25 protein-coding genes and 1 pseudogene are annotated in these 24,967 nt (G+C 63.5%); 16 read left to right on the top strand and 10 right to left on the bottom strand.

All coding sequences use genetic code 11. From position 1 onward, the window contains the following. Positions 1-10: 10 nt before the first annotated feature. The gene (gene gmk / locus QIY50_10085; GenBank protein WGV22475.1) at positions 11-631 is read left to right on the top strand and encodes a guanylate kinase; all 621 of its coding nucleotides are present in this window, start codon (positions 11-13) and stop codon (positions 629-631) included. 135 nt (positions 632-766) lie between these two features. Here the strand turns inward: gmk and QIY50_10090 are convergent, their stop codons facing one another. The 3 genes from QIY50_10090 to QIY50_10100 all read right to left on the bottom strand — a co-directional run bounded on the left by QIY50_10090 (position 767) and on the right by QIY50_10100 (position 4,582). Beyond that, entirely contained in the window at positions 767-2,308 is a 1,542-nt protein-coding gene (locus tag QIY50_10090; protein WGV22476.1) for an APC family permease, read from the bottom strand. Between the two features lie 113 nt (positions 2,309-2,421). Further along, complete coding sequence (locus QIY50_10095; protein ID WGV22477.1) at positions 2,422-3,195, bottom strand: gamma-glutamyl-gamma-aminobutyrate hydrolase family protein; 774 nt, start codon at positions 3,193-3,195, stop codon at positions 2,422-2,424. 4 nt (positions 3,196-3,199) lie between these two features. Then, positions 3,200-4,582 (bottom strand): glutamine synthetase family protein, encoded by a 1,383-nt coding sequence (locus tag QIY50_10100; protein WGV22478.1) that lies wholly within the window; start codon positions 4,580-4,582, stop codon positions 3,200-3,202. Between the two features lie 206 nt (positions 4,583-4,788). Between QIY50_10100 and QIY50_10105 the strand changes: the two genes are divergently transcribed. The 5 genes from QIY50_10105 (at position 4,789) to QIY50_10125 (ending at position 9,541) form a co-directional block, all read left to right on the top strand. After that, positions 4,789-5,661, top strand: coding sequence for a LysR family transcriptional regulator (locus tag QIY50_10105; protein ID WGV22479.1), 873 nt, complete (start codon positions 4,789-4,791; stop codon positions 5,659-5,661). A gap of 250 nt (positions 5,662-5,911) precedes the next feature. Beyond that, complete coding sequence (gene rpoZ, locus QIY50_10110; GenBank protein WGV22480.1) at positions 5,912-6,175, top strand: DNA-directed RNA polymerase subunit omega; 264 nt, start codon at positions 5,912-5,914, stop codon at positions 6,173-6,175. A 59-nt stretch (positions 6,176-6,234) separates the two neighbouring features. Further along, positions 6,235-8,343 (top strand): bifunctional GTP diphosphokinase/guanosine-3',5'-bis pyrophosphate 3'-pyrophosphohydrolase, encoded by a 2,109-nt coding sequence (gene spoT / locus QIY50_10115; GenBank protein WGV22481.1) that lies wholly within the window; start codon positions 6,235-6,237, stop codon positions 8,341-8,343. Between the two features lie 23 nt (positions 8,344-8,366). Further along, positions 8,367-8,747 (top strand): RidA family protein, encoded by a 381-nt coding sequence (locus QIY50_10120; GenBank protein WGV22482.1) that lies wholly within the window; start codon positions 8,367-8,369, stop codon positions 8,745-8,747. A 59-nt stretch (positions 8,748-8,806) separates the two neighbouring features. Next, entirely contained in the window at positions 8,807-9,541 is a 735-nt protein-coding gene (locus tag QIY50_10125) for a hypothetical protein (GenBank protein WGV22483.1), read from the top strand. Positions 9,542-9,598: 57 nt separating this feature from the next. Here QIY50_10125 and QIY50_10130 read toward each other — a convergent pair whose 3' ends face one another. Both QIY50_10130 and QIY50_10135 read right to left on the bottom strand, forming a co-directional pair. Next, a complete protein-coding gene (locus QIY50_10130) occupies positions 9,599-10,087 on the bottom strand; it encodes a hypothetical protein (GenBank protein WGV22484.1) in 489 nt (162 codons plus the stop codon). 110 nt (positions 10,088-10,197) lie between these two features. Then, positions 10,198-11,055 carry an SDR family oxidoreductase gene (locus QIY50_10135; GenBank protein ID WGV22485.1) on the bottom strand — a complete coding sequence of 286 codons (858 nt, stop codon included), beginning with the start codon at positions 11,053-11,055 and terminating at the stop codon, positions 10,198-10,200. A 190-nt stretch (positions 11,056-11,245) separates the two neighbouring features. On the opposite strand from QIY50_10135, the gene exbB reads away from it, so the two are divergent. From exbB to QIY50_10165, 6 genes are all read left to right on the top strand, one after another. After that, positions 11,246-12,220: a tonB-system energizer ExbB gene (gene exbB / locus QIY50_10140; GenBank protein ID WGV22486.1), complete on the top strand. Its 975-nt coding sequence runs from the start codon at positions 11,246-11,248 to the stop codon at positions 12,218-12,220. 3 nt (positions 12,221-12,223) lie between these two features. Further along, positions 12,224-12,652 (top strand): TonB system transport protein ExbD, encoded by a 429-nt coding sequence (gene exbD / locus QIY50_10145; protein ID WGV22487.1) that lies wholly within the window; start codon positions 12,224-12,226, stop codon positions 12,650-12,652. Then, on the top strand, positions 12,649-13,380 hold the full coding sequence (locus QIY50_10150; GenBank protein ID WGV22488.1) for an energy transducer TonB: 732 nt from the start codon (positions 12,649-12,651) through the stop codon (positions 13,378-13,380). The genes exbD and QIY50_10150 overlap by 4 nt, the downstream gene beginning before the upstream one ends. A 94-nt stretch (positions 13,381-13,474) precedes the next feature. Next, positions 13,475-14,401 carry a LysR substrate-binding domain-containing protein gene (locus QIY50_10155; protein WGV22489.1) on the top strand — a complete coding sequence of 309 codons (927 nt, stop codon included), beginning with the start codon at positions 13,475-13,477 and terminating at the stop codon, positions 14,399-14,401. A 3-nt stretch (positions 14,402-14,404) separates the two neighbouring features. Continuing rightward, positions 14,405-16,483, top strand: a complete 2,079-nt coding sequence (recG, locus tag QIY50_10160) for an ATP-dependent DNA helicase RecG (protein WGV22490.1) — start codon at positions 14,405-14,407, stop codon at positions 16,481-16,483. A gap of 77 nt (positions 16,484-16,560) precedes the next feature. Continuing rightward, positions 16,561-17,964, top strand: a complete 1,404-nt coding sequence (locus QIY50_10165; protein ID WGV22491.1) for an HDOD domain-containing protein — start codon at positions 16,561-16,563, stop codon at positions 17,962-17,964. 130 nt (positions 17,965-18,094) lie between these two features. Here QIY50_10165 and QIY50_10170 read toward each other — a convergent pair whose 3' ends face one another. The 4 genes from QIY50_10170 to QIY50_10185 form a co-directional block, all read right to left on the bottom strand. Further along, complete coding sequence (locus tag QIY50_10170) at positions 18,095-18,469, bottom strand: helicase (GenBank protein ID WGV22492.1); 375 nt, start codon at positions 18,467-18,469, stop codon at positions 18,095-18,097. 147 nt (positions 18,470-18,616) lie between these two features. Continuing rightward, positions 18,617-18,916 (bottom strand): HU family DNA-binding protein, encoded by a 300-nt coding sequence (locus QIY50_10175; protein WGV22493.1) that lies wholly within the window; start codon positions 18,914-18,916, stop codon positions 18,617-18,619. 186 nt (positions 18,917-19,102) lie between these two features. Then, positions 19,103-20,251, bottom strand: a complete 1,149-nt coding sequence (locus tag QIY50_10180) for an FAD-dependent oxidoreductase (GenBank protein WGV22494.1) — start codon at positions 20,249-20,251, stop codon at positions 19,103-19,105. Positions 20,252-20,267: 16 nt separating this feature from the next. Next, complete coding sequence (locus QIY50_10185) at positions 20,268-20,435, bottom strand: rubredoxin (GenBank protein WGV22495.1); 168 nt, start codon at positions 20,433-20,435, stop codon at positions 20,268-20,270. Positions 20,436-20,669: 234 nt separating this feature from the next. On the opposite strand from QIY50_10185, the gene QIY50_10190 reads away from it, so the two are divergent. Both QIY50_10190 and ubiA read left to right on the top strand, forming a co-directional pair. Further along, entirely contained in the window at positions 20,670-21,227 is a 558-nt protein-coding gene (locus QIY50_10190) for a chorismate lyase (protein WGV22496.1), read from the top strand. Further along, entirely contained in the window at positions 21,227-22,117 is an 891-nt protein-coding gene (gene ubiA, locus QIY50_10195; protein WGV22497.1) for a 4-hydroxybenzoate octaprenyltransferase, read from the top strand. The genes QIY50_10190 and ubiA overlap by 1 nt, the downstream gene beginning before the upstream one ends. A 119-nt stretch (positions 22,118-22,236) precedes the next feature. Here ubiA and QIY50_10200 read toward each other — a convergent pair whose 3' ends face one another. Further along, complete coding sequence (locus QIY50_10200) at positions 22,237-22,608, bottom strand: hypothetical protein (GenBank protein WGV22498.1); 372 nt, start codon at positions 22,606-22,608, stop codon at positions 22,237-22,239. 172 nt (positions 22,609-22,780) lie between these two features. On the opposite strand from QIY50_10200, the gene phoB reads away from it, so the two are divergent. Next, positions 22,781-23,470: a phosphate regulon transcriptional regulator PhoB gene (gene phoB / locus QIY50_10205; GenBank protein WGV22499.1), complete on the top strand. Its 690-nt coding sequence runs from the start codon at positions 22,781-22,783 to the stop codon at positions 23,468-23,470. A 45-nt stretch (positions 23,471-23,515) separates the two neighbouring features. Continuing rightward, positions 23,516-24,824 (top strand): annotated as a pseudogene (phoR, locus tag QIY50_10210) (phosphate regulon sensor histidine kinase PhoR). Positions 24,825-24,967 lie beyond the last annotated feature (143 nt).

Raw genomic sequence — 24,967 nt, forward strand, 5'->3', positions numbered from 1 at the left:
CACCCCGACCATGAACCACAGCAGCGGCACCCTCTACATCGTTTCGGCCCCTTCGGGCGCAGGCAAGACCAGCCTGGTCACCGCCCTGACCAAAGACGACAAGCAAATCCGCGTCTCGGTTTCGCACACCACCCGCGCCATGCGCCCGGGCGAGCAGCACGGGGTGAACTACCACTTCGTCGTCCACGAGGAATTCAGGGCGCTGATCGCCCAAGGCGACTTCCTGGAGCATGCCGAGGTGTTCGGCAATTTCTACGGCACCTCGCGCAGCGCGCTGCAGCAAACCCTGGACCAGGGTTACGACCTGATCCTGGAAATCGACTGGCAGGGCGCGCAGCAAGTGCGCAAGCTGATGCCGCAGGCGTTGTCGGTGTTCATCCTGCCGCCAAGCCAGCAGGCCCTGCGCCATCGCCTGGACGGCCGCGGTCAGGACAGCGAAGAGATCATCGCGGGGCGCATGAAGGAAGCGGTCAGCGAGATGGTGCACTACGACGAGTATGACTACGTAATCATCAATGATGATTTCGACGTGGCGCTGGAGGATTTGAAAGCGGTGTTCCGCTCGAATCGCCTGGTGTTGAAGAAGCAGCAGCAGCGCCATGCTGCTTTGCTGAAAGAACTGCTCTCCTGATAGACCGCACGGGGCTGCTTTGCAGCCCTTTCGCGACACAAGGCCGCTCCTACAGGAGATCGCGCAAGCCTGACTAACGCGATCTTTTGTAGGAGCAGCCTTGTGTCGCGATAGGGGCGCAAAGCGCCCCCAGCTTTATTCCTGCAGTGGCAAGGTAGCCTGCTGACGCAGGGTAGCCCCCAGGAAGTACGCCGGCGCGCGCATGCGCGACAGCATCATCAGCGCGATGCCGAGCACCGAGATGATCGCGGCAATCACGAACACCAGCCCCAGCCCGCCCACATGCGAGCCACTGCCGAAGTCTGGCGAAGCGCTGTCGATGGCAGTGCGAACAAAGATTACCGACAGGATCACCCCTCCCACCAGCGGGCACAGGCCACGCATGATGAAGTGGCGCAGGCTGTCGAACAGGCTGTGGCGGAAATACCAGACACAGGCGAACGCGGTCAGCGAGTAGTAGAAGCAGATCATCATGCCCAGCGCAGTGATGGTGTCTGCCAGCACGTTCTCGCTCAGGGTACGCATGGTCACGTAGAACACGCCCGCAGCCACGCCGGCGCAGATGGTGGCGTAGCGCGGGGTCTGCGAGCGTGGGCAGACGCTGGCGAACTTCTGCGGTACCGCACCGTAGTAACCCATGGCCAACAAGGTGCGTGCCGGCGCCACGAAGGTCGACTGCAGCGACGCCGCCGTACTGGCCAGCACAGCGATGGACATCAGGATCGCCAGCGGCCCCATGACCGGGCCAGCCAGGTGGGCAAACACGTTTTCCTGGATGCGCGGATTGTTCAGGCCCAGGCCAGACTCGCTGATCCCGGCAAACTGCAGGGTGGCGATCGCAGTGAACAGATACAGGCCGAGAATCAACATCACGGTCCAGGTGGCAGCCTTGCCCGGCACCTCTTCACTGCCTACCGACTCTTCGCTGACGGTCAGGCAGGTGTCCCATCCCCAAAAGATGAAGATCGACAGCGACAGCCCGGCGGCAAAGGCCGAGAACGATTCGACACCGAACGGGTTGAACCAGGCGAAGTCGAATTCAAGCGGCGGCGGCGCGGTGGCACCGTCGAAGGCAGCGAAGGCAAAGCCGATCAGCACCACCAACTGCAGTGCCACCAGGCCGTACTGCACGGTCATGGTGGTGGCGATGCCACGGCAGCAGATCCATACCGCCAGGGCAATGAACACGCAACAGGTCACTACGTTGATCAACAGGTTGTCGGCCAACGCCGCCAGTTCGTGCTTGCCGGTGATCTGGCCAAGGAACAGGTAGAAGAAGTCGACCGCGACCCCTGCCAGGTTCGACAACACGATGGTGGTGGCGACCACCAGGCCCCAGCCGCCGATCCAGCCGATCATCGGGCCGAAGGCTCGCGCCGACCAGGTAAACGAAGTACCGCTGTCCGGCTCCGCCGAGTTCAGTTCGCGGTAGCCCAGGGCCACCAGCAACATCGGCAGGAAGCCGACGATGAACACGGCAGGCAGGTGCGCCCCCACCTCACGCACGGTCGGGCCAAGGGCACCAGTCAGGGTGTAGACCGGGGCGATGGTTGAGATGCCCAGCACCACGCTGGCCAGCAAGCCCAGCCGGCCTTTGGCCAGGCCCTTGCTGCGCTGGGTGTTGCCCGCGTCGGTCGCCACATCGGGTGGGCGGCCGGCTTCTGTGTAATTGCTCATGAGTATTTGCCGTAAATTTTGGAATTGTTTTCACAGGCCTTGGGTACAAGGCCCGCTTTCACTCATTGAAAGCTTGCTGCCGGGAACACGTCATCCGAGACCTTCGGCTGACGTCAGAGTGCCTTCTGCCGTGCGCCCTCCCGTGCTGCGTAAGCAATGCAGGCTTCGCGAAACGCCTGAAACAGGCGAAGCGAAACCGGGTTTTCGGTAAATCGCCATTCCGGGTGCCACTGCACGCCGAGCACAAAACCCGGCGCCGCAGGCATGGACACCGCTTCGATCAGGCCATCCGGGGCCCGTGCCTCGACGCGCAGGCCCGGGGCCAGGCGGTCGATGCCCTGGCTGTGCAGCGAGTTGACCTCGAACTGCGCCGCCAGGCCCAGGCGCTCGAACAACCCGCCAGGCTCGATGCCGACAGGGTGACGAGGGCCGTATTGCACCTCCAGGGGTGCGTCCTCAGGTTCACGGTGGTCAAGGTAGCCGGGTAGTTCCTGCACGCGCTGGTGCAGGCTGCCGCCCAGGGCTACGTTCAATTCCTGGTAGCCACGGCAGATACAGAACACCGGTACACCAGCGGCAATGGCTGCCTGCAACAGCGGCAGGGTCAAGCGATCGCGTGCCAGGTCGTGCCGGGTACCCGCCGCGCTGGGGGCGCCATTGTAATGATGCGGTTCGATATTTGAAGGTGAGCCGGTAAAAACAATGCCGTGCAGGCGGGCCAGCAGCGCCTGCGTGTCGCTGCCCCCGTCACGAGCCGGCAAGATCAGCGGCAAGCCGGCAAAGCCGGCCGCCTCGACATACTTGTCGCCTACCGTGTGCGACGAGTTCTTCCCCACCTGCTGGCGGCAGGCGCTGACACCGATCAAGGGGACCGCATTTGCGCTCATGGGCTTACACCGTGTGCAGGTACCAGTTGTACTCGAGGTCGGAAATCGACACTTCGAACTCGGCCAGTTCGCTTTCCTTGCAGGCCACGAAGATATCGATGTAGTCCGGGCTGATGTATTGGTTGAGGACTTCGCTGTCGTCCAGCGCGCGCAGGGCATCGCGCAGGTTGTTCGGCAGGCTCTGCTCCAGCTGTTCGTAAGAGTTGCCCTCGATCGGGGCGCCCGGTTCGACCTTGCTGGTCAAGCCGTGGTGCACGCCAGCCAGAATTGCAGCCAGCATCAGGTACGGGTTGGCGTCGGCACCAGCCACGCGGTGTTCGAGGCGTACGTTGTCGCTGCTGTCGGTGGGCACGCGCACGGCCACGGTGCGGTTGTCCAGGCCCCAGCTTGGCGCATTGGGCACGTAGAACTGCGCGCCGAAGCGGCGATACGAGTTGATGTTCGGGCAGAGGAAGGCCATCGACGCTGGCATGGTCTCCAGCACGCCGCCGATGGCGTGGCGCAGCGCGTCGCTTTGCAGCGGGTCGTCGCTGGCGAAGATGTTCTTGCCGGTTTTCTTGTCCAGCAACGAAATGTGCACGTGCAGGCCGTTGCCTGCCTGGCCCGGGTAGGGCTTGGCCATGAACGTGGTGTCCATTTCATGGTCGTAGGCGACGTTCTTGATCAGGCGCTTGAGCAGAATCGCGTAGTCGCAGGCCTTCAGCGGGTCAGCCACGTGGTGCAGGTTGACCTCGAACTGTGCCGGAGCGCTTTCCTTGACGATGGCGTCGGCGGGAAGGCCCTGCTCCTTGGCCGCTTCGAGCATGTCCTGCAGGCAGTCGGCATATTCATCGAGGTCATCGATCAGGTACACCTGGGTCGACTGCGGGCGCTTGCCGGAAATTGGCGAACGCGGCGGTTGCGGGCGACCGTTGAGGTTGTCCTGGTCGATCAGGTAGAACTCCAGCTCGAACGCGGCGCAGATATCCAGGCCCAGGTCGTCGAACTTGCTCACCACCTGACGCAGCACTTCGCGCGGGTCGGCGAAGAACGGCTGGCCATCCAGCTCGTGCATGGTCATCAACAACTGGGCGGTGGGGCGCTTCTGCCACGGTTCGTCCGACAGCGTGCCGGGGATCGGGAAGCAGATGCGGTCGGCATCACCGATGTCCAGGCCAAGGCCGGTGCTCTCGACGGTGGAACCGTTGATGTCCAGGGCGAACAGCGATGCCGGCAGGTTGATGCCTTTCTCGTAAACCTTGTGCAGGCTGGCCCGCTCGATGCGCTTGCCACGTACCACGCCGTTCATGTCGGAGATCAGCAGATCGACGTACTGCGTGTCCGGATGGGCCTGGAGGAAGTCATTCATCTCGCTGGAAGAACTGGCGCACGGGGTTACCGACGTCATGGCTGTACATCCTTTGATTTGCTGCGGCGATGTGGGGATACGGCTGGCGCCTCACGGGCGACGATGGTTGCAGCTGTTGTTCTTTTCACTTTCCCATCGTGGGGACTGGTTACCCGACCGGGCGCATTGATTCCCGGGGGCCGTTCCACTATAAAATGGCCAAAACGCAACAGACATTGGCAATTCGGCAAGCAGAGCGTGCACCAATGCAATATCAGATTACCCACGCCGACCTCTCCCTGGTCCTGGCTCTGGAACGCGGACGCTCGCTGGCCAAAGCCGCCGAGCTGCTCAAAGTCGACGTTTCGACCGTGTTTCGCTCGATTCGTCGGCTTGAATCGGCACTCGGTACCGCGCTGTTTGTAAAAAGCCGCAAAGGCTACCTGCCGACCGACACCGCCCAGGCCCTGGCCGAACAGGCCGAACGCGCCGAGCAGGCACTGGAGGCGGCGCGCATCGCCATGACCAGTGGCGAGCAGGTGGTCAGCGGCACCGTGCGCCTGACCTGTACCGAGGCGGTGATGCACAGCCTGCTGCTGCCGGCGCTGGCCGAGTTCATGCCTAACTACCCGGCCTTGTCGCTGGAGATGGGCACCTCCAACACCTTCGCCAACCTCAGCCGGCGCGATGCCGACATAGCCCTGCGCCTGACCAACACGCCGCCGGAGCACCTGGTGGGGCGCAATCTAGGGTCCACCTCCTACGTTGTCTGCGGCCAGCCGCAGTGGCGCGAACGCCTGGCAGAGTCACCGGCCAGCGTGCCGTGGATCGCCCCCGACGACTCGATGCAGGACCACCCCACGGTGGTCTGGCGCAACCAGCAGCACCCGGGGTTGAGCCCGCGCTACCAGTGCAGCAGCATGTCGACCATCGCCCAGCTGGTCACGGCCGGGCTCGGTGTGGCGGCGTTGCCGGACTACATGGTGCACGCACTGCCCGGGGTGGATGCGCTGAGCGGACCGCTGCCGGGTTGCGACACCCAGCTATGGTTGCTAACACGGCCGGATTGTCGGGCGTTGCGCTCGGTGCAGACCCTGTTCGAGGAGCTGACCCCGCGGTTGCGTGACGCGATGCTCTGAGGTTATCGTCAGGCTCATGTATCGAGGGTGTCTGTTCCGGCCCTTTCGCGGGCACGCCCGCTCCCACAGTTAAAGCGGCGACGGTGGGAACTGTGCAGGACTTGTGGGAGCGGGCATGCCCGCGAAGAAGCCCACACCGATCTACCCGACAAAACAGCGCTTCCCTATTGGCTGGTGATTTTTTAAACTATCGAGTCCGCCTGCCCATTATCGGGCTGCACGCCCACCGCAATTGCTACTGAGGAAGACCATGGCCCGCGTAACTGTTGAAGACTGCCTGGAACACGTGGATAACCGCTTTGAGCTGGTCATGCTCTCGACCAAGCGCGCTCGCCAGCTGGCGACCGGCGGCAAAGAGCCACGCGTTGCGTGGGAAAACGACAAGCCGACCGTTGTTGCCCTGCGTGAAATCGCCGAAGGCATCGTCACCAACGAGTTCATCGCCGCTGAAGAGATCGTCACCGAGGATCCGGTGTTCGCCGCGTTCGAGGACGAGAACAACGAGGCTGTCTGATTGATGCCTGGTCGACGTCGCACGGCGCAAGGCCCCCTTCCTCGGCAGGAGGTGAACCTATGCCGGGTATAGAAGCCTTGGCCGAACGGCTGTCGACCTATCTTGGCCCCGAACAGGTCAACCTGGTCCGGCGTGCCTATTTCTACGCCGAACAGGCCCACGATGGGCAGCGCCGCCGCAGTGGCGAGCCCTACGTGACCCACCCCCTGGCCGTGGCCAGCATCCTCGCCGACATGCACATGGACCATCAAAGCCTGATGGCGGCCATGCTGCACGACGTGATCGAAGACACCGGCATCGCCAAGGAAGCCCTCAGCCAGCAATTTGGCGAGACCGTGGCCGAACTGGTCGACGGGGTCAGCAAGCTGACCCAGATGAACTTCGAGACCAAGGCCGAGGCGCAGGCCGAAAACTTCCAGAAGATGGCCATGGCCATGGCACGCGATATCCGCGTGATCCTGGTCAAGCTGGCCGACCGCCTGCACAACATGCGCACCCTGGAAGTGCTGTCCGGCGAAAAACGCCGGCGCATCGCCAAGGAAACCCTCGAAATCTACGCCCCCATCGCCAACCGCCTGGGCATGCACACCGTGCGCGTGGAGTTCGAGGACCTCGGCTTCAAGGCCATGCACCCGATGCGCTCGTCGCTGATTCACAGGGCGGTAAAAAGCGCACGCGGCAATCGTAAAGAGATCGTCGCCAAGATCGAGCACTCGCTGGCCAACTGCCTGGCCGCCGACGGCATCGAGGGCGAGGTCAGCGGCCGGCAGAAGCACCTCTATGGCATCTACAAGAAGATGCGTGGCAAGCGCCGCGCCTTCAACGAGATCATGGATGTGTACGCCTTCCGCATTGTCGTCGACAAGGTCGACACCTGCTACCGCGTGCTCGGCGCCGTGCACAACCTGTACAAGCCGCTGCCCGGTCGCTTCAAGGATTACATCGCGATCCCCAAAGCCAATGGCTACCAGTCGTTGCACACCACGCTGTTCGGCATGCACGGCGTGCCCATCGAAATCCAGATCCGCACCCGCGAGATGGAGGAGATGGCCAACAACGGCATCGCTGCGCACTGGCTGTACAAGTCCAACGACGACGAACAGCCCAAGGGCAGCCACGCCCGCGCCCGCCAGTGGGTCAAGGGCATCCTCGAGCTGCAGCAACGTGCCGGCAACTCGCTGGAGTTCATCGAGAGCGTGAAGATCGACCTGTTTCCGGACGAGGTCTACGTGTTCACGCCCAAAGGCCGCATCATGGAGCTGCCCAAAGGGTCCACGGCCGTCGATTTCGCCTACGCGGTGCATACCGACGTTGGCAACAGCTGCATCGCCTGCCGCATCAACCGCCGACTGGCGCCGCTGTCCGAACCGCTGCAAAGCGGCTCGACGGTGGAAATCGTCAGCGCCCCGGGCGCGCGGCCCAACCCGGCCTGGCTCAACTTCGTGGTTACCGGCAAGGCGCGCACGCACATCCGCCACGCGCTCAAGCAGCAGCGTCGCTCCGAGTCCATCAGCCTGGGCGAACGCCTGCTGAACAAGGTGCTCACCGGCTTCGACAGCAGCCTGGAGATGATCCCTCAGGAGCGTATCCAGGCGATTCTTGCCGAGTACCGCCTGGAGCTGATCGAAGACCTGCTCGAAGACATCGGCCTGGGCAACCGCATGGCCTACGTGGTCGCACGCCGCCTGCTGTCGGCCGAAGGCGAACAGCTGCCGGCACCGGAAGGCCCGCTGGCGATCCGCGGTACCGAAGGCCTGGTGCTGAGCTACGCCAAGTGCTGCACGCCGATTCCGGGCGACCCGATCGTCGGCCACCTGTCAGCCGGCAAGGGCATGGTCGTACACCTGGAAAACTGCCGCAACATCAGTGAAATTCGCCACAACCCGGAGAAATGCGTACAGCTCTCCTGGGCCAAGGACATCACCGGTGAGTTCAATGTCGAGCTGCGTGTCGAACTGGAGCACCAGCGCGGCCTGATCGCCCTGCTGGCCAGCAGTGTCAACGCCGCCGACGGCAACATCGAGAAGATCAGCATGGACGAACGCGACGGCCGTATCAGCGTGGTCCAACTGGTGGTCAGCGTGCACGACCGCGTGCACCTGGCGCGTGTGATCAAGAAGCTGCGTACCCTGACCGGTGTGGTCCGCATCACCCGCATGCGTACGTAGTCCGCCAACCGCAAGGAGTCATCATGAGCAAGACCGTCATCAACAGCGACAAGGCCCCTGCCGCCATCGGCACCTACTCGCAGGCGATCAAAGCCGGCAACACCGTGTACATGTCGGGCCAGATCCCGCTGGACCCGAAGACCATGGAACTGGTCGATGGCTTCGAAGCCCAGACCGTACAGGTGTTCGAGAACCTCAAGGCCGTGGCTGAAGCCGCTGGCGGTTCGTTCAAGGACATCGTCAAGCTGAACATCTTCCTCACCGACCTGAGCCACTTCGCCAAGGTCAACGAGGTGATGGGCCGCTACTTCGAGCAGCCGTACCCGGCCCGCGCCGCCATCGGCGTTGCCGCGCTGCCGAAAGGCGCCCAGGTCGAAATGGACGCCATCCTGGTCATCGAATGATGCCCCGGTGACGGGCGCCCTGCCCGTCACCTTCCCTTCTCTGCAAGGTTATCCCCGTCATGCGTCAAGCACTGCCTTTCGCGCTGGCAGCCCTGCTTCTGGGCGGCTGCGCCAGCCACAAACCCGAAGATTTCAACGGCACCTGGATCAACCAGGACGCCATCGATGCGGCCGTCAAGGGCGGCAGCCTGCGTCAGGCGCTCAATGAGCACGGTCCGGTGTTCGAATGGAAGCTTGACGTCGCCAGCCAGCAGGCCAGCTACAGCAATGGTTTCGAAGCGGCCGACGGCCAGTTGAGCGCCACCGACAAGCAATGGCAGGCCAGCTTCCAGGGCGGCCAGACCGAGCAGTTGTCGCTCGATGGCGACGAACTGCAGGCTGTCGATCAGAACGGCGGCAAGCAGACCTTCGTGCGCGCCAAGGCACCGGCAGCGGCCAATGCACCACTGGGCAGCAACTTCGAGAAGGCGCTGTACCAGGCCTTCCTGGGTGGCAACTGGAAGATTGTCGAAGGCCAGGGCAAAGGCGCCAGCGTGCGCTTCAGCGACACCGGCAATGTCACCGGCCTGCCCGGACCAGACCGTTTCGCCCTGTGCCTGGCGGGCGATTGCGCGACCATGGGTGGCAGCAATGACAGCCTGTGGCTGGAGCGCAATCAGCGCGGTGCACCGTTCATCCTCAAGCGCGATGGTGAGCAGCTGACGATCTATACGGCAGTAAACACCGCCAAAGCGGATGAATTCCCGCAACTGGCAGCGGGCGCCCGGCAATGGGTGCTGAAGCGGGATAGATAAACTAGACGCGTGGGTACGCCGCCATGTCGAAACAAGGCGGTGTGCCCATGGGTTTGCTTACTGTCTGCTGTAAAAATCGCTCAGCGTTAACAGTTCTGAAGCTTCTACGCAGACGAACTCCAAGGCTACCAGCCCGCCCTGATCGTCATATGTCACACCAAGGACGACATCCTGTCCCGGCCAACCGTGCGCCTTTTTCAGGCTGTACCTGAAGCGGGTGTAGCCTCCATCAAACAGTTTCACGCGAAATTCTTCGCCATCAGCCAGGCAGCGCACATCGTTGCGATTTGTGAGTGATGCAAACGGCTGCGGCAACCTGCCCTTGAAGTTATCGCGTACAAACACGTCAGCAAGCTCGACGCGGGCTTTGTCGAAAACAAATCCCAGCGCCTGAAACTGTTGGTCATGAATCCTGAACGCCAGATACACGCCAGGCGCAGCCCAGCTGACGTCATCGAACTCCCCTGGCGGGATGAGGCCACTGCTAATAACCTCGCTGCGTTCGGCACCTAGCTTACCTATGTAGCGATTCAAGTCGAACACCATGTAATTCCCCTTTTTCAGCCATCTGTTTTTTGCAAAGCCTGTGCTTGGCAAAACCCAGCATGACCGTGAGCCGCGGCGAAGAAGGGGTACATATGCAGGGGCATCGGGACTCAGCGCTTGCCCTCGAGAATGGCCGCGTATCCTTCCTTGTAAGTGGAGAATACCGGTGCCCAGCCCAATGCCCGCGCCCGGGCATTGCTGCAGCGCTTGCTGCCGGTGCGCCGCACGCGCTGCTCATCCGACCATTCGGTTACCCCCATGTACGCCCGCAGCCAGGCCACAACATCGGCCAGTGGCGCCGGGTCGTCGTCGACGCCGATGTAGCAGTCGTCGAGCACCTTGCCGTCGGCATCGGCCTGCAACAGGAACGCCAGCAGGCTGGCTGCGTCCTCGGCATGAATGCGATTGCCATAAAGCGGTGGCTCCTCGGCCACTCGGTAGCCTTGGCGCACCTGGCTGAGTAGCCACTCGCGGCCAGGGCCATAGATGCCAGTCAGGCGTACCACGCTGGCCGGGATGCCGCTGGCCAGTGCCAGCCGTTCAGCCTCCAGCATCAACCGCCCGGAATAGCCTTCGGGCTCGGTGGCAGCGCCTTCTTCGATCCACTCGCCGTCCTTCTGTGCATACACGCTGCTGCTGGACACGAACAGCAGGCGTCGTGGGCGCTGGCCGCGCTCGGCCAGCCAGGCCAGCACATGGCGCAAACCGTCGACATACGCCGCCTGGTAACCCGCTTCGTCGTGCTGGCTGGCCGCCACGCAATACACCAGGTAGTCCGGCGCGCGCTGCGGCCAGGCGTCGGGAATCGATGGCTCGGACAAGTCCGCAGCCACCGGTACGACCCCGGCAGGCAACTGCCCGACCGAGCGGCGCAGGCCACTCACCTGCCAGCCGCGCGCAAGCATCTGCCGGGCAAGGCGCCCGCCTACATCACCACAACCCACCACCATCACGGAAAGGTCTGACATCTCTGAACTCCCTAGACCAATTGATCAGCCCGACCACGCTACACGATGGATGGGTAGACCATAGGCGAAAAAAGCAACAAGATTACTTTTGTTAACAAGAATTACTTGCAATAATGGCCGCCAAATTGTTCTCGGCCTACCTCGAGGCCTTGGAGAACGTTAACTTCATTCTTCATCAGGTCCGGCCAGCATGACACGTACTCAACCTTCCGCTTCGCCAACCCCGTCGCGCACCTGGCGCGCCATCGCCGCGCTGACACTCAGCCTGGTGCTGGCCCCGGTGGCCATGGCCGATGAGCCAACCGCCAATGCTGCCACGCCTGCAGCCGCTACTGCACCAGCTGCTCCGGCAGCCGCTCCAGTCGCAGCACCGGCTGACGGCGCAGCTACCGCCACCCCGGCTGATGCCCCGGTCGCGGTAGACCCGAGCGTCGAAGCCCTGGTTGAAGACACCTCGCTGGGCATGGCCCACGACCTGTCCCCATGGGGCATGTACAAGAACGCCGACGTGGTGGTGAAGGCGGTCATGATCGGCCTGGCCATCGCCTCCATCATCACCTGGACCATCTGGATCGCCAAAGGCTTCGAGCTGATGGGCGCCAAGCGTCGCCTGCGTAGTGAAATCGCCCTGCTGAAGAAGTCCGCCAGCCTCAAGGAAGCCAGCGAGGTTTCCAACAAGGAAGGCACCCTGGCCCACACGCTGGTCCACGATGCACTCGAAGAGATGCGCCTGTCGGCCAACGCTCGCGAAAAAGAAGGCATCAAGGAGCGCGTCAGCTTCCGCCTGGAGCGCCTGGTACACGCCAGCGGTCGTACCATGAGCAGCGGCACCGGCGTACTTGCCACCATCGGCTCCACTGCGCCATTCGTCGGCCTGTTCGGTACCGTATGGGGCATCATGAACAGCTTCATCGGCATCGCCAAGACCCAGACCACCAACCTGGCCGTGGTTGCACCGGGTATCGCCGAGGCCCTGCTGGCCACCGCCCTGGGCCTGGTCGCAGCAATTCCGGCCGTGGTCATCTACAACGTCTTCGCCCGCTCCATTGCTGGCTACAAGGCACAGGTGTCCGACGCCTCCGCCCAGGTGCTGCTGCTGGTCAGCCGTGACCTGGACCACCAGGGCAGCGACCGTGTTGCCCCGCACATGGTGAAAGTGGGGTAAGCCATGGGCCTGCATCTCAACGAAGGTGGCGACGACCTCGCCGAAAACCACGAAATCAACGTTACGCCGTTCATCGACGTGATGCTGGTGCTGCTGATCATCTTCATGGTTGCAGCCCCTCTGGCCACAGTCGACATCAAGGTCGATCTGCCCGCCTCGACCGCCAAGCCGGCGCCGAGGCCCGAGAAACCGGTGTTCGTCAGCGTCAAGGCCGACCAGAAGCTGTACGTCGGCGACGATCAGGTCCCGGCCCCCGACCAGCTTGGCCCGATGCTCGATGCCAAAACCAAGGGGGACAAGGAAACCACCATCTTCTTCCAGGCTGACAAAGGCGTGGATTACGGTGACCTGATGGAGGTGATGAACAACATGCGCGCGGCCGGCTACCTGAAAGTCGGTCTGGTAGGTCTCGAGACGGCAGCCAAGAAATGACAAGAACGCGCTCGAACATGGCGCGCTACGGTGGCAGCCTGGCGATCGTGCTGGGCGTGCACGTGGTCGCCGTGCTGCTGACGCTCAACTGGTCGGTGCCCCAGGCTATCGAGCTGCCCCCGGCAGCCATGATGGTCGAGCTGGCACCGTTGCCGGAGCCTGCGCCACCACCACCGCCAAAAGCGGCCCCGCAGCCACCGGCACCGGTCGAGGAACCGCCGCTGCCGAAGCTGGCCGAGGCCCCCAAACCCAAGATCGCCATACCCAAGCCGCCCAAGCCAAAGGCCAAGCCGCAGCCGCCGAAGCCCGAGAAAAAGCCTGAGCCGCCGAAGGAAGCACCTCCGACCGAACAGACGGTAGACGCACCGCCCAGCAACACGCCACCGCAGAAGTCGGCGGCACCGGCGCCAAGCATTGCGTCCAACAGCAACGCCCTGCCGACCTGGCAGAGCGACCTGCTGCGTCACCTGGCCAAGTACAAGCGCTACCCGGAAGACGCACGCCGCCGCGGCCTGCAGGGCATCAACCGCCTGCGCTTCGTGGTCGACGCCGAAGGCAAGGTGGTGTCGTACTCCATGGCCGGTGGCTCGGGCAGTGCCGCCCTCGACCGGGCGACCCTGGAAATGATCCGTCGGGCCGGCACGGTACCCAAGCCGCCACCCGAGTTGCTGAACAATGGCACGATCGAGGTCGTGGCACCGTTCGTCTACTCGCTGGACCGCCGCTAAGACTTTTGCTTCTGTCACAAATCGGCAAGTCTGATAACGTGCGTCTATCGATTGCAGCCGCTATGCTGGGCTCGCAACTTCATGGACGCACGTTATGACCCTCACAGAATTACGCTACATCGTCACACTTGCCCAGGAACAGCACTTCGGCCATGCCGCCGAGCGCTGTCACGTGAGCCAGCCGACCCTGTCGGTCGGTGTGAAGAAGCTCGAGGATGAGCTTGGCGTTTTGATCTTCGAACGCAGCAAGAGCGCGGTCCGCCTGACCCCGGTCGGTGAAAGCATCGTCGCCCAGGCGCAAAAGGTACTGGAGCAGGCCCAGGGCATTCGCGAGCTGGCCCAGGCCGGCAAGAACCAGCTCACCGCCCCGCTCAAGGTCGGCGCCATCTACACCGTCGGCCCATACCTGTTCCCGCACCTGATTCCGCAGCTGCACCGCGTGGCACCGCAGATGCCGCTGTACATCGAAGAGAACTTCACCCATGTACTGCGCGAAAAGCTGCGCAACGGCGAACTGGACGCGGTGATCATCGCCCTGCCGTTCAACGAAGCCGACGTGCTGACCCTGCCGCTGTACGACGAGCCGTTCTGCGCCCTGATGCCGGCCGACCACCCGTGGACGGCGAAAAAGACCATCGACACCGCCATGCTCAACGACAAGAGCCTGTTGCTGCTCGGTGAAGGCCACTGCTTCCGCGACCAGGTACTGGAAGCCTGCCCAACGCTGAACAAGGGCGGTGAAGGCTCCAGGCACACCACGGTGGAGTCCAGCTCGCTGGAAACCATCCGTCACATGGTGGCCTCGGGCCTTGGCGTGTCGATCCTGCCACTGTCGGCGGTGCACAGCCACCACTACGCCCCCGGCGTCATCGAGGTTCGCCCACTGACCGCACCGGCTCCATTCCGCACCGTGGCCATCGCCTGGCGCGCCAGCTTCCCGCGGCCGAAGGCCATCGAGATCCTCGCCGACTCGATCCGCCTGTGCTCGGTCGCCAAAACCCCTGCGGAACAGCCGGCCTGAGTCATGAGTGAGCTGTCGAAGGTTCCGGTCACGGTACTCAAGGGGGTTGGCGAGGCCATGGCGGAGAAACTCGCCAAGGTCGGCCTGGAGAACCTGCAGGACGTGCTGTTCCATCTGCCCCTGCGCTACCAGGACCGCACCCGCGTCGTACCGATCGGCCAGTTGCGCCCGGGCCAGGACGCAGTGATCGAAGGCGTGGTCAGCGGCGCCGATGTGACCATGGGCAAGCGCCGCAGCCTGGTTGTGCGCCTGGGTGACGGCACTGGCGTACTGAGCCTGCGCTTCTACCACTTCAGCAACGCGCAGAAAGAAGGCCTCAAGCGTGGCACCCACCTGCGCTGCTACGGCGAAGCCCGCCCCGGTGCTTCCGGCCTGGAAATCTACCACCCGGAATACCGCGCGCTGAATGGCGACGAACCGCCGCCACCGGTCGAGCAGACCCTGACGCCGATCTACCCGTCAACCGAAGGGCTTACCCAGCAACGCCTGCGCCTGTTGTGCCAGCAGAGCCTGGGGCTGCTCGGCCCGCGCAGCCTGCCGGACTGGCTGCCCGACGAACTGGCCCGGGATTACCAGCTGGCACCGCTGGACGATGCCATCCGCTACCTGCACAACCCGCCGGCCGACGCCGACCTCGACGAACTTGCCGAAGGCCAGCACTGGGCCCAGCACCGCCTGGCCTTCGAAGAACTGCTGACCCACCAGCTTTCGCAGCAACGCCTGCGTGAAAGCCTGCGCAGCCTGCGCGCGCCAGTCCTGCCCAAGGCCCAGCGCCTGCCGGCGCAGTACCTGGCCAACCTGGGCTTCCAGCCGACTGGCGCGCAGCAACGGGTGGCTAACGAAATTGCCTACGACCTCAGCCAGCATGAGCCGATGATGCGTCTGGTGCAGGGCGATGTGGGCGCCGGCAAGACCGTGGTCGCAGCCCTGGCCGCGCTGCAGGCCCTTGAGGCCGGCTACCAGGTGGCCTTGATGGCGCCCACCGAAATCCTCGCCGAGCAGCACTACATCACCTTCAAGCGCTGGCTCGAACCGCTGGGCATCGAAGTCGCCTGGCTGGCCGGCAAGCTCAAGGGCAAGGCCCGGGCAGCCGCCCTGGAGCAGATCGCCAACGGTGCACCCATGGTGGTCGGCACCCATGCGCTGTTCCAGGAAGAGGTGAAGTTCAAGCACCTGGCCCTGGCGATCATCGATGAACAGCACCGTTTTGGCGTGCAGCAACGCCTGGCACTGCGCAAGAAGGGCGTAGCCGGCGAGCTGTGCCCGCATCAGCTGATCATGACCGCCACGCCCATTCCGCGCACTCTGGCCATGAGCGCCTACGCCGACCTGGACACCTCGGTGCTCGACGAACTGCCACCCGGGCGCACGCCGGTAAACACCGTGCTGGTGGCCGACAGCCGACGCTTCGAAGTGGTCGAGCGGGTGCGTGCGGCCTGCGCCGAAGGGCGCCAGGCCTACTGGGTGTGCACCCTGATCGAAGAATCCGAAGAACTGACCTGCCAGGCCGCCGAAAGCACCTACGAGGAGCTGGGCAGCGCCTTGGGCGAGTTGCGGGTGGGGCTGATCCACGGGCGCATGAAACCGGCGGAAAAGGCCGAGATCATGGCCGAGTTCAAGGCCGGCAACCTGCAGTTGCTGGTGGCCACCACGGTCATCGAGGTGGGCGTGGACGTGCCCAACGCCAGCCTGATGATCATCGAGAACCCCGAGCGCCTGGGCCTGGCCCAGTTGCACCAGCTGCGCGGCCGGGTTGGCCGCGGCAGTGCCGTCAGCCATTGCGTGCTGCTGTATCACCCGCCACTGTCGCAGATCGGCCGCGAGCGGTTAGGGATCATGCGGGAAACCAACGACGGCTTCATCATCGCCGAGAAAGACCTGGAGTTGCGTGGGCCGGGCGAGATGCTCGGCACCCGCCAGACCGGTCTTTTGCAATTCAAGGTCGCCGACCTGATGCGCGACGCCGACCTGCTGCCGGCCGTACGTGACGCCGCCCAGGCCCTGATCGCACGCTGGCCGGAACACGTCAGCCCTCTGCTCGACCGCTGGCTGCGCCATGGTCAGCAATATGGCCAAGTGTGACGCTAGTCCCATAATGGATCCAGTTTTATCCCGAGGCTGGTTATACTTCGCGTTTATCGAATCAGTGGATACGGACCATGACTGAAGTTGCCCTGGACACCGCGCCCCCCCACGCTCCCTCGGTCATCCGGCTGCTGCTCGACAAACTCGGCGTAGCCTACCGCGAGGTGGTCGAGCATCCACACCTGCCGCCAGCGTCGCGGGTGCAGGCCGTGCTGCTCGATGACGAGGTCGGCGCCCTGATGGTGCTGTTCCCGCAAAGCCAGCTGCTGGACCTTGACCGCCTGGCCGAACTGACCGGTCGCAAGCTCACAGCGGTGTCGGTGCCGCGCCTGAAGCAGATGCTGGACAAGCATCAGCTCAAGGCCCTGCCGGCCATCCCGGCGCTGACAAGCTCGCCGTGCCAGTACGAAAAGAGCCTGCTCGACGCCGATAGCGTGTTCATCCAGTCCGGTGAAGCCGGCCTGCTACTGGAAATCGACCGCGCGCACTTCAAGCGCATGCTGGTCAAGGCCAGCGCCAGCAGCTTCGGCCAGGAGGTCGAGGCCATCAGCCCCAACCTCAACCGCCCCGATGACGACACTCGGGAAATCACCCAGGCAGTGCAGGCCTTCACCGCCAGGCGCATTCAGAAGCGCCTGGAAGAAACCATCGAAATCCCGCCACTGGCCGACACCGCACAAAAGATCATCAAGCTGCGGGTAGACCCCAACGCCAGTGTCGACGACATCACTGGCGTGGTCGAGACCGACCCGGCGCTGGCGGCACAGGTGGTGAGCTGGGCGGCATCGCCCTACTACGGCTCGAGCCACAAGATTCGCTCTGTGGAAGATGCCATCGTGCGTGTGCTGGGTTTCGACCTGGTGATCAACCTGGCCTTGGGCCTCGCACTGGGCAAGACCCTGAGCCTGCCGAAAGACCACCCGCAGCAGGCCACCCCGTACTGGCAGCAGTCGATCTACACGGCTGCAGTCATCGATGGCCTGACCCGTGCCATGCCGCGCGCCGAACGCCCGGAAGCTGGCCTGACCTACCTGGCCGGGCTGTTGCACAATTTCGGCTACTTGCTGTTGGCACACGTGTTTCCGCCACACTTCTCGCTGATCTGCCGCCACCTGGAGGTCAACCCGCACCTGTGCCACACTTACGTGGAACAACACCTGCTGGGCATCAGCCGCGAACAGATCGGTGCCTGGCTGATGAAGCTGTGGGATATGCCGGAAGAACTGTCTACCGCGCTGCGCTTCCAGCACGACCCGGTCTATGACGGCGAGTTTTCGGCCTTCCCCAACCTGGTGTGCCTGGCCACCCGCCTGCTGCGCTCGCGGGGTATCGGCTCGGGGCCGCAACAGGAAATCCCTGACGAGCTGCTGGAGCGGCTGGGGATTACCCGGGAAAAGGCGGAGGAGGTGGTGAACAAGGTGCTCGAAGCCGAGAATCTGCTGCGCGAGCTGGCTGCGCAGTTCCATGCACCGCATTAAGCATCAACGCGTAACCTGTGGGAGCGGGCGTGCCCGCGAACACCGGCGAATCCGGTGCCATACACCGCGTCGTTTGTTTCGCGGGCATGCCCGCTCCCACAGGTAAAGCGTCAACATCCCCGTCGGGTTTTCAGCCCTTCTTCTTCGGCTTCAGGTACTTCATCAACCCCTGAAACCACATTACCAACGCCGGATTGCCCTTGATCTGGATGTTCTTGTCCTGAATCCCCTGCATGAACGCCAACTGCTTGTTACCTGCCTGCATGGTAGCGAAGCCGTAGGCCGCATCCTTGAAGGCAATGGCGAACGCCGGCTGCGGGTGCGAACCGCCCTTGCTGCTGATGCGTTCGTTGTTGACGATGAAGTGCCGGGCGACCTTGCCGTCCAGGGTCTGCATCTGGAACACCAGGTCCTTGCCCTTGAGCTGCTGCTGGAAGGCCGGGTTGTTGCGGCTGGCCCTGGCCATCAACAGCCCCATGGCCCAGAGAAGAAAGCGGAACTTCATCAACGCGCCTCGAATTAAAAGTGACTAAGGCGCGCAGTTTATCCTTTTCAGGAACTATTTATGCAAGTTCGAAACATTTTGCCTACAGAAAGCACAACGGGCGCCCCGAGGCGCCCGCTTGGCTGACACTGGGATGTCAGTGAGCGATCACTTGCCTTTCTTGGCCGCCTTGACGGGGATGTTGACGCTGTCGCGCAGGTTCTTGCCTGGCTTGAAGGCCACGGTATTGCTGGCCTTGATCTTCACCGGCTCGCCGGTTTGCGGGTTCTTGCCGGTACGCGCACCGCGATGACGTTTTTCGAAGGTGCCGAAACCGACAAGGGTCACGGTGTCCTTGTCCAGGGCACCCGTGATGCTGTCGAGAATCGCGTTCAAAACCTGATTGGCCTTTTCCTTGGTCAGATCGGCCTTTTCGGCGATGACGGCGGCGAGTTCTGGTTTGCGCATAGTGAAGCCTCTTTGACGGAATTCTTGTTGTTATGCCGTGCTGCCCTGCGAGCAGCGCTCAAGGCACCGCAGGCTCTAATCTGCGGCAGACGGAAGTGAGAATGGCACGTGCACCGGGGCCGCGCCAGTATCTGGGCGGCCATTGTGCGAGCAACAACAGGATAAATCCGACAGAACACCCGCTATTTACGCCATCACGGCCGGTAGCTGGCGATTCAGGGCCAGCTTTTCCATCACGGCCGCCCCGGTGAGGGCGTAGCCCAGCAGCTTGCCGTCTGCATCAAGGCAAAGCACCTTGAGGTCACTGCCCTGCCCCTCCACCTGCCAGGTGCCTTCGTGCCCCTGTGGCGGCGGCGATACCACCAGCGGGCAGGCCGGGGTTTTCACGGTTATTGGCATCGGCCCGTAGGCGACCGTTGTCGGCTTGCCGGCCAGGGTTTGCGCCAGGGCCCGGGCACAGCTCATCAGCGGCATCACATAGAGCAGGTTGATGCCATCGACCTCTGCGCAATCGCCAAGGGCAAAGATGTTGGCGTGGGACGTACGCAACTGGCGATCCACGCAAACGCCCCGGTTGGTCTGCAGGCCGGCGGCGGCAGCCAGGTCGGTGCGCGGGCGCAGGCCAATAGCCGAAACCACCAGATCGCAAGCGATTACGCTGCCATTGGACAGGTGTGCCTCCAGGCCCTGGGCCACCTGCTGCAGGCGAGTCAGCACCGGGCCCAGGTGAAAGCGCACGCCGAGGTCTTGCAGCCCGGCCTGCACGGCAGTGGCAGCGGCCGGGTGCAGCAGGGTCGGCATGACTTGCTCGCAGGGCGCTACCACATCGACCTGGAAGCCACCCAGACTCAGGTCGTTGGCGAATTCGCAGCCGATCAGGCCGGCACCGAGGACCAGCACACGCTGTTTACCGAAGGCGGCGGCACGGAAACGCGCGTAGTCTTCCAGGTCATTGATCGGGAACACCCGATCGCCGCCATCGCCTTCGATCGGCACCTGCACGGTCTGCGCCCCCCAGGCCAGCACCAGGTCGCGGTACTCCACCGCCTCCTCTCCAATCCACAGGCGCTTGTGGCCCGGGTCGATACCGCTAATGCGGGTATGGGTGCGAATCTCGGCGTTCAGTTGCTCGGCCATGGCGCCCGGCTCGGCCATGCACAGGCCATCGGCGTCTTTCTGCTTGGCAAAGCCGGTGGACAGCATGGGCTTGGAGTAGGAGCGACCGTCATCGGCGGTGATCAGCAGCAGCGGCGTCTGCGCATCGAGCTTGCGAAATTCACGGGCCAGGTTGTAGCCCGCAAGGCCGGTACCGATGATTACCACAGGGGACGTCATGTCGTGCTTTCCTCGATTAGCCGATGGAGATCATTTCAAAGTCGCTCTTGCCGACACCGCAGTCGGGGCACAGCCAGTCTTCAGGCACGTCTTCCCAGCGGGTGCCGGGGGTGATGCCGTCGTCGGGCCAGCCTTCGGCTTCGTCGTAGATCAGGCCGCAGACAATACATTGCCACTTTTTCATGGGGGGTGGGTTTCCTCGGTTCAGGCTGGGGCTTCGTGTTGCTGCTGATGGCGCTCTCTTCGCGGGCACGCCCGCTCCCACAGGCGTTGTGCATAACCTGTGGGAGCGGGCGCGCCCGCGAAAAGGCCAGCGCGCAATGCGTGGGGCTTTGTAGCGGCCCTGCCAGCAGTATGCAAGCAGTCGGGGCAATCATGCTAAGCTCGCCGCCTCTCTGGTTGTAACAAGCAGACCGACGTGTCGTACGAATCCCCGCAAGCAGCCGCTGTCGCGTGGCTGCCGTATTCACGGCTGGCGACCGATATCGACCAGCCTACCCTTGACTGGCTGTTCGACGAGGGCTCGCTGACCCGTCGCCTGACCCGCCTGTCCAATGATCACTTCTCCGTCACCCCGCTGTTCGAGGGCTGGCAGCCGCTGCGCGATGACGAATGCCAGGCACTGGGCATCGCCGCCGGCGCCGAGGGTTGGGTGCGTGAGGTGTACCTGCGCGGCTATGGCCAACCCTGGGTATTCGCCCGCAGCGTCGCCAGCCGCAGCGCCCTGGAGCGCGGCGGGCTGGACCTGGAAACCCTGGGCAGCCGCTCGCTGGGCGAGCTGCTTTTCTGCGACCAGGCGTTCATCCGCCACCCCATCGAGGTGTGCAGTTATCCACAGGCCTGGCTGCCGAGCGATGCCGCCCATGCGGCGCTGTGGGGCCGCCGTTCGCGCTTCGAACGTGGCGGCCTGGACCTGCTGGTGGCAGAGGTGTTCCTGCCAGCATTGTGGCAAGCGGCCAAGGAGGAAAACCGCTGATGTACCTGCACCTGCTGAAGTCGCTCAACCGCCTGCACCCGCGGGCCTGGGACTTCGTCCAGCTCAGCCGCATGGACCGGCCGATTGGTATCTACCTGCTGCTGTGGCCGACCTTGTCGGCAGTGTGGATTGCCGGCAACGGCTCACCCACCCTGGCCAACGTGCTGATCTTCGGCCTCGGCGTGGTGCTGATGCGCGCCGCAGGCTGCTGCATCAACGATTTTGCCGACCGCAAGGTGGACGGCCACGTCAAACGCACCGCCGACCGCCCCCTGGCCAGTGGCCGGGTCCGCCCGCGCGAAGCACTGGCACTGTTCGCCATCCTGGTCGGCGTGAGCTTCCTGCTGGTGCTGTGCACCAACAGCCGCACGGTGTGGCTGTCATTCGGCGCAGTGGCACTGGCATTCTGCTACCCGTTCATGAAGCGCTACACCTATTACCCGCAGGTGGTGCTGGGGGCGGCGTATTCATGGGGCATTCCCATGGCCTTTACCGCAGCGGGCGGCGAGCTGCCGGCCAGTGCCTGGCTGCTGTATATCGCCAACTTGCTGTGGACGGTGGGTTACGACACCTACTACGCCATGGTCGACCGTGATGACGACTTGAAGATTGGCGTGAAATCGACCGCGATCCTGTTCGGCGACGCCGACCGTACTATCATCCTGACCTTGCAGCTGCTGTCGCTGGGTTGCCTGTCGCTGGCCGGCAGCCGGTTCGAGCTGGGTGGCTGGTTCCACCTGGGGCTGCTGGGCGCGGCGGCGTGCTTTGCCTGGGAGTACTGGTCGACGCGCAGGCTGGACCGGGAATCGTGCTTCAAGGCGTTTCTGCACAACCACTGGGCGGGGATGCTGGTGTTCATCGGAGTGGTGCTGGATTACGCATTGCGCTAAAGCTGATGGCCCTATCGCCGGCAAGCCAGCTCCCACAGGTACAGCGCTGCCTTCACAGCTTGCACATAACCTGTGGGAGCTGGCTTGCCGGCGATGGGCCGCAACGCGGCCCCGGGATCTCAAGGCTTGGCGATATGCCAGACGTCCTTCACGCCATCACCGGTCTTGTCCCCGGCCTTCTTGTCCTTGATGAAGGTGTACAGCGGTTTGCCGTCATAGGCCCACTGCTTGCTGCCGTCATCGCGCATCACCACCGTCCACTTGCCCTTGGCCGGTTCGTCATTGGCCTTGACCATCAGCGGCGGCCAGTTGCTGGCGCATTCGCCATTGCACATCGACTTGCCGCCCGCATCCTTGTCGAAGGTGTACAGGGTCATGCCGGCATGATCGACCAACATGCCGCCCTTCTCCATCGCATGGTCGGCCAAGGCCACCCCCGGGAGCGCCAGCGCAGTGAAAAGGGCCATCCAGCTCAGCGTTTGTCGTGTCATTGGATTCACCATTGTTTCGGGGGGGATTGAGTTCCGTTTGCCACAACTACGGCCTTTAAAGCCTAGTTCAGTCACGGAATGTCGCCATAACGGCCAACACCCTGTCACACAGCTGCAATAATTCCGTTATCTAATGCGGGCCAAGACACCGTATCCAGGAGAGGTTTTGAGCATGGTTGGCAGGAACATTCTGATCGTCGACGACGAAGCGCCGATTCGCGAGATGATCGCCGTTGCCCTGGAAATGGCCGGCTATGACTGCCTGGAAGCGGAAAATTCCCAGCAAGCCCACGCGATCATCGTCGACCGAAAACCGGACCTGATCCTGCTCGACTGGATGCTGCCGGGTACCTCCGGCATCGAGCTGGCCCGGCGCCTCAAGCGCGACGAGCTGACCGGCGACATCCCGATCATCATGCTCACCGCCAAGGGTGAAGAAGACAACAAGATCCAGGGCCTGGAAGTGGGCGCCGACGACTACATCACCAAGCCTTTCTCGCCGCGTGAACTGGTCGCCCGCCTGAAAGCCGTGCTGCGCCGCACCGGCCCGAGCGACAGCGAAGCACCGATCGAAGTCGGCGGCCTGCTGCTGGACCCGATCAGCCACCGTGTGACCATCGACGGCAAGCCCGCCGAAATGGGCCCCACCGAGTACCGCCTGCTGCAGTTCTTCATGACCCACCAGGAACGCGCCTACACCCGTGGCCAGCTGCTGGACCAGGTGTGGGGAGGTAACGTGTATGTCGAGGAACGCACCGTCGACGTACACATCCGCCGCTTGCGCAAGGCGCTGGGTGAGGCCTACGAAAATCTGGTACAAACCGTCCGGGGCACCGGCTACCGCTTCTCGACCAAGAGCTGATCGAGCTGTAAAGCGCCAAGCTGCACGTCGTACAAGGACCGTCAATTGAACCAGAACTGGCACGCGACCCTGATTCGCCACCTGCTGCTGCTGATCACCGTCTGCCTGATCGGCGGGCTGATCAGCGGTTACTATGGCTGGAGCCTGGCTATCGGCCTGGCGCTCTACCTGGGCTGGACCCTCAAGCAGCTGCTGCGTCTGCATGACTGGCTGCGCAACCACCAACCCGACGAAGCTCCGCCCGATGGCTACGGCCTGTGGGGCGAGGTGTTCGACAGCATCTACCACCTGCAACGCCGCGACCAGCGCGTACGCGGGCGCCTGCAGGCGGTGATCGATCGGGTGCAGGAGTCCACAGCCGCGCTGCGTGACGCAGTGATCATGCTCGACAGCGACGGCAACCTGGAATGGTGGAACCGCGCCGCCGAGACCCTGCTGGGCTTCAAGACCCCGCAGGACGGCGGCCAGCAGGTGACCAACCTGGTGCGCCACCCGCGCTTCAAGGAATACTTCGAGGCAGGCAGCTATCTTGAACCGCTGGAAATCCCCTCGCCGATCAACGACCGCATGCGCGTGCAGCTGCACATCACTCGCTACGGCAACAACGAGCACCTGATGCTGGTGCGCGATGTAACCCGCATCCACCAGCTGGAGCAGATGCGCAAGGACTTCGTCGCCAACGTGTCCCACGAGCTGCGCACGCCGCTGACGGTGATCACCGGCTACCTGGAAACCCTGCTGGACAACGTCGAGGACGTGAACCCGCGCTGGAGCCGCGCCCTGCAGCAGATGAGCCAGCAAGGCTCGCGTATGCAGACGCTGCTCAACGACCTGTTGCTGTTGGCCAAGCTGGAGGCCACCGACTACCCGTCGGACAACCAGCCGGTAGCGGTCGATGCCTTGCTCGCCGCCATCAGGAACGACGCCCAGGCCCTGTCCGGGCCGCGCAACCAGCGCATCACCCTGGAAGCCGCACCCGGCGTGCAGTTGAAGGGCAGCGAGTCGGAGCTGCGCAGTGCCCTTTTCCAACCTGGTGTTCAACGCGGTCAAGTACACCCAGGATGAAGGCAGCATCCGTATCCGCTGGTGGGCCGATGCCCAGGGCGCGCACCTGTCGGTGCAGGACTCGGGGGTGGGCATCGATGCCAAGCACCTGCCACGCCTGACCGAGCGCTTTTACCGGGTCGATTCCAGCCGTGCGTCGAATACCGGCGGCACCGGGCTGGGGCTGGCGATCGTCAAGCATGTGCTGATGCGCCACCGCGGCAAGTTGGAGATCAGCAGCGTGCCGGGGCATGGCAGTACCTTTACCTGTCACTTCGCGCCGGCACAATTGGCCAACGGCAAGGGTTGAGATCGGGGCTGCTGCGCAGCCCTTCGCGGGCACGCCCGCTCCCACAGGGACCGCAATAAGTCCGCCACACTTTGCTTTTGCGGCCCCAGCCGCTACATTGAACCCCCTGTGCCAGCTAAAGCTGGCACTTTTTTTCTCTCTAT

The organism is Pseudomonas putida (genome assembly GCA_029953615.1).
GTDB lineage: Bacteria > Pseudomonadota > Gammaproteobacteria > Pseudomonadales > Pseudomonadaceae > Aquipseudomonas.